At 54.4% G+C, this 7,632-nt stretch carries 8 protein-coding genes; all 8 read right to left on the bottom strand.

From position 1 onward, the window contains the following. The coding region (locus BLW59_RS17690) for a hypothetical protein (RefSeq protein ID WP_175463359.1) at positions 1–954 on the bottom strand (954 nt) is incomplete at its 3' end. Positions 955–1,053: 99 nt separating this feature from the next. After that, positions 1,054–1,680, bottom strand: coding sequence for a magnesium transporter MgtE N-terminal domain-containing protein (locus tag BLW59_RS05090; RefSeq protein WP_074696815.1), 627 nt, complete (start codon positions 1,678–1,680; stop codon positions 1,054–1,056). A 34-nt stretch (positions 1,681–1,714) separates the two neighbouring features. After that, entirely contained in the window at positions 1,715–2,380 is a 666-nt protein-coding gene (locus BLW59_RS05085) for a lytic transglycosylase domain-containing protein (RefSeq protein WP_074696813.1), read from the bottom strand. Positions 2,381–2,385: 5 nt separating this feature from the next. Further along, the gene (fliJ, locus tag BLW59_RS05080) at positions 2,386–2,850 is read right to left on the bottom strand and encodes a flagellar export protein FliJ (protein ID WP_074696727.1); all 465 of its coding nucleotides are present in this window, start codon (positions 2,848–2,850) and stop codon (positions 2,386–2,388) included. A 6-nt stretch (positions 2,851–2,856) separates the two neighbouring features. Further along, positions 2,857–4,182 carry a flagellar protein export ATPase FliI gene (gene fliI / locus BLW59_RS05075; RefSeq protein WP_074696725.1) on the bottom strand — a complete coding sequence of 442 codons (1,326 nt, stop codon included), beginning with the start codon at positions 4,180–4,182 and terminating at the stop codon, positions 2,857–2,859. Positions 4,183–4,207: 25 nt separating this feature from the next. Beyond that, positions 4,208–4,999 carry a FliH/SctL family protein gene (locus tag BLW59_RS05070; RefSeq protein WP_074696723.1) on the bottom strand — a complete coding sequence of 264 codons (792 nt, stop codon included), beginning with the start codon at positions 4,997–4,999 and terminating at the stop codon, positions 4,208–4,210. Beyond that, complete coding sequence (gene fliG / locus BLW59_RS05065) at positions 4,992–6,011, bottom strand: flagellar motor switch protein FliG (protein WP_074696811.1); 1,020 nt, start codon at positions 6,009–6,011, stop codon at positions 4,992–4,994. The genes BLW59_RS05070 and fliG overlap by 8 nt, the downstream gene beginning before the upstream one ends. Before the next feature lie 15 nt (positions 6,012–6,026). Next, on the bottom strand, positions 6,027–7,616 hold the full coding sequence (fliF, locus tag BLW59_RS05060) for a flagellar basal-body MS-ring/collar protein FliF (protein ID WP_074696721.1): 1,590 nt from the start codon (positions 7,614–7,616) through the stop codon (positions 6,027–6,029). Positions 7,617–7,632 lie beyond the last annotated feature (16 nt).

Genomic DNA, 7,632 nt, shown 5'->3' with positions numbered 1-7,632 from the left:
CTGCTGCGCTGCTTGCTGGGGTAACTGCTGCGTTATTTGCTGAGACACCTGCGAAGCCACTTGCTGGAGCACCTGCGGGATAACCTGCGAGGCAGCTTGAGCAGGCACCTGCTGAGTCATTTGCACAGTCTGACTGGTTTGGCCAACTTGCACAGTCCGGTCCGGCAATGCAGAAGCAATCACCCTCTCAGACTGCTCCATCTGTCCTTGCATCTCAGGCTGGGAAGCCTGCTGCCAGGTTCTTGCGGTCTGTCTCAATGCCAGAGCCAGCGGATCTGTTGGTTCTGCTTCCTGCAATGGCCGACCAAGGATCTGTATATTCTGCCTGTTCTGAACATCTGTGGGCAGCGCCTGCTGCTGAAACATCTTGCCTGGCACTGGTTCAGACTGCTGCCTGCTGACTTCTGCAACGCCTTCTTCCTGTGCCTGAGGCGCCTGCAAGGCAGCTGACAGCCTGCCCCTGGCTTCCTGCCTCTGGCTGGAGGTAAGATCTCCCGAGAGCATGGCCAGAAAATCGCTATTCTTCACTGCCGATTCTTCGCTTTGGGGCAGAAGGCTTCTAAGGTTCTGTCCCGATTTCTCCGGCATGATGTCCTGTGCCTTTATCAAATCTCCACTCAGGGGTGCTTCACTGGAAAATTCTATCACAGCAGCCGGTGCCTCGACAGGCACATCTTCAGATAAAAGCTGCTGCACTGGCAGCACCGCCCCCATAACCAACGAGTGATGGGGTGCGCCTTCCCTGCTGCTGCCGCCATCCCGTGCATCCATATCCTGTGGAGCTTCATCCTTGTCACTTAACGTGATTTCTCCCTGGGCCTCTTGCTGCAGACGACCCAATGCTTCATCGAAATTCCCTTTCGATGTGTCCGGACCCTTGAGAATGCTCCTGCTGCCGCCCTTAGGAGCAGCCCCTGCCTGCATCCCCATGGCCATAACATTTGTGTTAGTCATCCGGCTCACACCTCCTCTCAGATTATGTATCGACAAAAAAGACGGATTCCTTAAGCCTAAAATGGAATCCGTCCCTGAATTTGCCACTTATTTTTCATTTTATTCAGAAGGAGCCTCCCCACTCTTGTTCTCTGCTCCTTCACCCTGACGAGCCTCAAGCTCCAGCTGCTTTTCAATATCCGCAGCAGTCTGGAGATTCTTCTTGGTGCCCTCGTAGATGATCTGGGTCAGGCGGGCAGCCTTGGCCGGCTCAAATTCAGACAGGACTTTGGCTGCCGTGCCCTCATCCATTTTCTGGAGAATGGTCACAGCCAGGTCGTCATCCAGGGCATCAAGAGCCTCTGCCGCATCCTTGGGCTTCATGCCGTTGTACAGCCGGGCCAGCTTTGAAACACGTTTCTTCTCCGCAGCTTCTCTTTGCTGCATCTGTTCCTCTATTTCCTTCCTTGACAAGGTTATTTTCTTGGACTGTTTCTTCTCCTCAGCCTTGGGCTTCACATCCTCCACAGGCTTTTCTTCCATTTCTTCCTGCTCCGGAGGCGGCTTCACGAAATACTGGCCCACCACCGGCAGGTTATAAAGCCCCAGCTTTTCATTCATTTCCGCAGTATCAAAGATGCGCAGATATACCCCCAGGGCAAAGCCGCCTATGACCAGCACCAGGAGCAGGAAAAGCATCAGTATGACCTTGAAGATTTTCTTTCCCCCGCCTTTTTTCTCTGCCATCTTATCTCCTGCCTTCATTCATAGTGTATTTGCTTCAGCGATACAAGTCGAGAACCTTGTCCACGTAATTCTGCGTCTCCGGATAGGGAGGCACCCCGTCGTACTTCTTCACGGCATTAGGGCCTGCATTATAGGCTGCCACAGCCTTCTTAACATCTCCCCCAAAACTGTCCAGCATCTGTCTGAGATATCTGGCTCCCCCTTCGATATTCTGCTGCTTGTCATAGGGATTTACCCCCAGGGAAGCTGCCGTATCAGGCATCAGCTGCATGACGCCTATGGCACCTGCCGGAGATTCCGCCCCCTGATTGCCGCCTGATTCAACCTCTGCCACAGCAGAAACAAGTTTGGGGTCCACCTGATACTTCTCCGAAGCCGCCTTCACCATCTGGCTCAGGGAGGCATCAGAAAGCAGGATTCCCCCGCCTTTGGTATGAGGAGCATAGCCCGTAAGCTTTACCTCTCTGGGAGCCCTGGCTTCCTGCTGCTTTTCCGCGCCTGTCCCAGCACCGGCTGCTTCCACCGCAGCCGCAGCAGCTGCCTCCTCCTTTTGGGCAGCCTGGCCCGGCTTCTCCCCCTTATGCATGGCCTTATTCAGCACATTGTCAAAGTCCAGTCCAGGCACACCGCCTGGAATGCCGAACCTCTCCTGAATATCCGCTATGCGGGCCTGTATATGCCTTACACCTGACAAGTCCATCGAAATCATGAAGCTGCCTCCCTCCGGGCCCTCATAGTAAGCTGCAGTCCCAGTTCATCGAGGAACTTCTGCTCCTCAAACATCACCTGCTCATTGTATTCCCTCAGGCGCTTTTCCTTGAGCTGCTCAATGCTCTTCAGGTAGGTCATGACCTCCATCAGGATCTTGAGCTTCTTCTGCTTCTCCCCCCGTGTCTGGAGAATGATGCCCCTCTGAATCTCTATCTGCTCCCGCTTCCAGGCAAAGAAGCGGTTATAGCTCATAAGCCTGCCAATGGTGACCCGAGTTCCCTCCTGGGAGATATTTTCATAGTCACGCTGGCCCTGCTCCATTTCATTTATAAGGAGTTGGAGCTGTTCCTTCTGTTCCTCCAGCCGCCTGGAAACCTCTGCAAACTTGACCTCAGCATCTTCCTTTTTCATGCGGGTTACTTTCAGCAAAGTCTCCAGCTGGAACTTGAATTTTTTCATGGCACATCACCCTGAGATGCCTGTCAGCTTCTGTTCCGTTACTTCAAAAGAATCAACTTCAAAAATGCCCTGACAGAGAAAATCATTGATGCTGTCAATTTTTTGCACAGCTTCATCTATCTTCTTGCTGGAGCCCTTCACATAAGCCCCGATATGGATGAGGTCCTCTGCCTCCTTGTAGACAGCCATCAGCTGCCGCATGGACTGGGCAGCCTTCAGATGCCTTTCCTCCACCACTTCATTCATGACACGGCTGACGCTGCCCAGGATATCTATAGCGGGGAAGTGGTTCTGGGCAGCAATGGCCCTGGAAAGGACAATATGTCCATCAAGGATGCTTCGCACAGCATCAGCAATGGGCTCATTCATGTCGTCACCATCTACCAGCACTGTGTAGATGCCAGTGATAGAGCCCTTTTCGCTGGTACCCGCCCTCTCCAAAAGTCTTGGCAGCAATGCAAAGACCGAAGGGGTATATCCACGGGTAGCAGGCGGCTCTCCGATGGTCAGCCCCACCTCACGCTGGGCCATGGCGAAGCGGGTGACAGAATCCATCATGAGGATGACCTTGTGGCCCTGGTCGCGGAAATACTCCGCAATGGCCGTGGCGGTCATTGCCCCCTTGATGCGCACCAGGGCAGGTGTATCCGAAGTAGCCACCACCACCACAGAGCGCTTGAGACCTTCCTCCCCCAAATCCCTTTCAATGAAATCGCGCACCTCACGGCCACGCTCTCCCACCAGGGCGATGACGCTGATATCAGCTTCGGTATTTCTTGCAATCATGGAAAGCAGGGTGGACTTGCCCACCCCGGAACCTGCCATGATACCGATGCGCTGGCCTTCCCCCATGGTAATGAGGCCGTCTATGGCCCTGACTCCCACATAAAGACTGTCCTTGATACGGGGACGGGTAAGAGGAGGTGGCGGCGGCGCCTGCAGGGGATACTCCTTCTTCATCAGCAGCGGTCCCTTGCCATCCATGGGATTGCCCAGGCCGTCAAGCACCCGGCCCAAAAGCTCCGGGCCAACTTTCACCTGCAGCATTTTCTGGGCAGATACCACTTCGCAGCCAGGGCCTATGCCCTGCATCTCCCCTACGGGCATCAGCATGACATATCCTTCCCTGAAACCTACTACTTCTGCCGGTATGGGGGGCACATCAGGGAAGTGGGAGCTGACATAGCACAGCTCCCCCACGCTGACGGTGGGCCCCTGTGATTCTATGACCAGGCCGATAACCTGAGTAACCTTGCCTGTGAGCTTCATGCTGTGGCAATCTGCAATGGCTTCCTTGAACTTGGCTATATTGACCTGCACCGGCCCCTGCATGCCCAGCCCCCCTTATACCGAAAATCTACATCTTCACTTCCAGTACTGCCTGGCGGATAAGTTCCATCTGAGTAGCCAGTCTTGCATCCACACTGCCATTGGGCGTCTCCACCAGACAGTCGCCTGGCTTCAGAGCTTCATCGGCATGGATTTCCAGCACAGCATCGCCAGCAGTGATAATCTGCCTGAGCTCATCCCTGGCCATGAGCACAAAATCATAAGAAGCGGGTGGCACACTTACCACCAGCCTCTTTTGGTCATTTACTTTTAGGATAGCTTCTCTCACCAGGGGGAGCACCATCTGAGGCACATCGATGAAGTGCTGCGGCAGCACCTTCTCAACTACCCCCATGGCTATAGCTACCACATCATCCTCGGCTTTCTGCAGGTAGTCAAAGGTGGCTTCCTCTGCATCACGCAGGGTTTTCTCCGCCCTAGCGTTGGCAGCGTTCAGCTCGTCCTGCAGGCTCTGGCGGATTTCCTTCTCACCGTCTTCCCTGCCCTGCTTCAGCCCTTCTTCATAGCCACGGCTTCTGGCCTCTTCCTTTTCAGCCTCTATTTCTGCCCTGGCTTCTTCAATCAGCCGGTCATACTCAGCCTGTCCCTCCTGTTTCAAGAGTGCAGCCTGTTTTTCGGCTTCCTTGACTAATTCCTTAGCCCTTTGCTCCCTGGAAGAGATTTCCTCCAGCATACGGGCCAGAGCCTCCTCATCCACTTCCGGCTCCGCCTCTGCCTCAAAAGGCTTCTTGGGAGCCGTTGGCGCTTCGATGGATCGGGGAGTTTCCTTCCACTGGGCATATTTGATGACCTTAGACAATCATCTCGTCTCCCTGTCCGCGGGAAATCACAATCTCGCCCTTGTCCTCCAGCGCCCTGATGACATTGACGACCTTCTGCTGTGCTTCCTCCACATCCCTGATCTTCACAGGTCCCATGAACTCGATTTCTTCACGCAGCATATCCGCTGCACGCTTGGACATATTCCTGTAAACCTTGTCTGCCACCTCTGCCTGAGTGCCCTTGAGGGCCAGTGACAAATCCTTGGTGTCCACCTCTCTGAGCACCATCTGCAGGGAGCGGTCGTCCAGTTGGACGATATCCTCGAACACGAACATGAGGCGCTTGATGTCCTCGGCCAGTTCCGGATTGTCCACTTCCAAGGTCTCGATAATGGATTTCTCTGTAGTGCGGTCCACCCGGTTGAGGACTTCCACCACAGCCTTGATGCCGCCTGCGGTAGTGAAGTCCTGGGTAACCAGAGCCGACAGCTTCCGTTCCAGCACGCGCTCCACCTCCCTGACAATATCCGGGGACGTGCGGTCCATGACCGCAATGCGCCTGGCCACATCAGCCTGAGATTCTGGCGGCAGGGACCCCAGGATAGTACTGGCCTGATCCGGATCCAGATATGCCATGATAAGGGCAATGGTCTGGGGATGCTCATTCTGAATGAAGTTCATGAGCTGGGACGGGTCAGTCTTCCTAAGGAAATCAAAGGGCCGCACCTGGAGGCTGGTAGTAAGGCGGTTGATGATATCCATGGCCTTGTCGGCCCCCAAGGCCTTCTCCAGCACGTTCTGGGCATATTCCAGACCGCCGCTGGAGATGTAGTCACGGGCCATGGCCATCTGGTAGAATTCGCTGATGACCTCGGCCTTCTGTTCTGCGCTGACCTGCTTATGGTTGGCAATCTCCAGGGTAATCCTTTCAATTTCTTCATCATCCATATGCTGGAACAGCTTGGCCGAGTACTCCGGCCCCAACGCTATAAATAAGATGGCAGCTTTTTCCTGATTGGAAAGTTCGCCTTCATCTTCATCATCATACATACCAGCCATAAGCCATCATTCCTCCGCAAGCCAGGTCTTGATAAGCATAGCAACCTCCGCCGGTTTCTGGTCGATAAGCTGCTGCAGCGTCTGCTTTTCTGAGAGCTGCCTCTGCTCCTCCTCGGTAAGTTCTTCTTCCTCGATTTCTCCTGCTTCCACCAGTGCCGCCCTTTCTGCAGCAATCCGCTTCTCCTCTTCCTCCTGAGCCAGACGGGCAGCTTCTGCAGCTGCTGCCTCCTCCTGCAGCCTCTTGCGGCGCCGCATGTAAAGGGCGAAGGCAATGAGGGCGATGATGAGGAGGGGAATGCCCACCTGCATGTAGAAGATGCGGTCCTGACGGTCCTTCTCAGCCTGTTCGGCAGCAGCCCTGCGGTCTGCGGCCTCGGTGCTGAAGGGCAGGGGCTCCACGGAGATGGTGTCACCGCGCTCGGCATTGATGCCGGCTGCGCTGGACACGCTGCGCATGATGCTCTCCTGCTGAGTGGTATTGATGTCATCATTCACCAGCACCGCCACCGTCAGGCGCTTGATGGAGCCGGGAGAAGCCACTGTGCGCTGCTTCTCTTCATTTATCTCGTAATTTTTCGTGGATTCCTTTTTCTCATAGTTGGCATTGGCCGTGCCTTCCTGGGCTACATAGCCCGGCACATTCGATTCAACGCCGGCAGGGCCTCCCGGATTGTTGGAAGTACCCTCATATGTCTCGTTGATATCCTGTTGGCTGCGGATGATGCCGGATTCGTCCACCACAGGGGTGAAAGTCTGGCGGTCCGTCTGCCTGTCATCGAAGTCAAGCTCCACACTGACCCTGGCAAAAGCCCTGCCTTCGCCCAGGGACTGATCCAAAAGGCTCTGGACATTCTTCTGGATGTTGTCCTGGACCTTCCTGGTCATTTCCAGCTGGGTCATGGTTTTCTGCTTGACGCTCTGCTCTTCATTTTCATCAGGGTCATTGAGAATCTGCCCAGTATCATCCACAATGGTGATATTCTCAGGCTGCAAGCCCTGAATACTATGGGCAGCCAGGTTCACAATGCCCTTGATTTCCTTCTTGGAAAGCTCGATGTTGGGACGGAGCCTCAACATGATGGAAGCCGTGGCAGGCTTCTCATTCTTCTTGTAGAGGCTGTCCTCCGGCAGCACTATGTGCACCCGGGCCTTTTCCACCGCTGCAATCTGCTCGATGGTGCGGGTGAGCTCCCCCTGGAGGGCCTGCAGATAGTTCACCTTGTTCTGGAACTCTGTGACTCCCAGTTTGCTGTCATCAAAGATTTCAAAGCCCTTCTGTCCCCGGGGCAGGCCCTGGGTGGACAGATCAAGCCTTGCATCATGCACATTCTTGGACGGTACAAGGATATTGGTTCCCAGCTTCGTTTCCTGTATCTCATATTCTATTTTGCTTTCTTTAAGCTTTGCTGCCACCTCGCCGGCATCTTTTGTTTCCATGCCTGTAAACAAAGGCACCATATCCGGCTTGCTGCCATACCAGAAACTTATCCCCAGTATGACAAAGAGGAGAGCCAAAGCGGATCCTAACATGATATAACGCTGTCTTTTGGTGAATTTCTCCCACAGCGCCAGATACCGCTCTTTCCAATCTCCCATGGTCTCAATCCCTTCG

The organism is Selenomonas sp. KH1T6 (genome assembly GCF_900108415.1).
GTDB lineage: Bacteria > Bacillota > Negativicutes > Selenomonadales > Selenomonadaceae > Selenomonas_B > Selenomonas_B ruminantium_A.
Note: the sequence above shows the minus strand (reverse complement) of the source record. Positions and strands in the feature narration are given on the sequence as shown.

Coding starts and splice junctions, on each gene's coding strand:
- BLW59_RS05085 (WP_074696813.1), bottom strand. CDS start 2,380: ATGGACTTGTCAGGTGTAAGGCATATACAGGCCCGCATAGCGGATATT.
- fliG (WP_074696811.1), bottom strand. CDS start 6,011: ATGTATGATGATGAAGATGAAGGCGAACTTTCCAATCAGGAAAAAGCT.
- fliJ (WP_074696727.1), bottom strand. CDS start 2,850: ATGAAAAAATTCAAGTTCCAGCTGGAGACTTTGCTGAAAGTAACCCGC.
- fliI (WP_074696725.1), bottom strand. CDS start 4,182: ATGCAGGGGCCGGTGCAGGTCAATATAGCCAAGTTCAAGGAAGCCATT.
- BLW59_RS05090 (WP_074696815.1), bottom strand. CDS start 1,680: ATGGCAGAGAAAAAAGGCGGGGGAAAGAAAATCTTCAAGGTCATACTG.
- fliF (WP_074696721.1), bottom strand. CDS start 7,616: ATGGGAGATTGGAAAGAGCGGTATCTGGCGCTGTGGGAGAAATTCACC.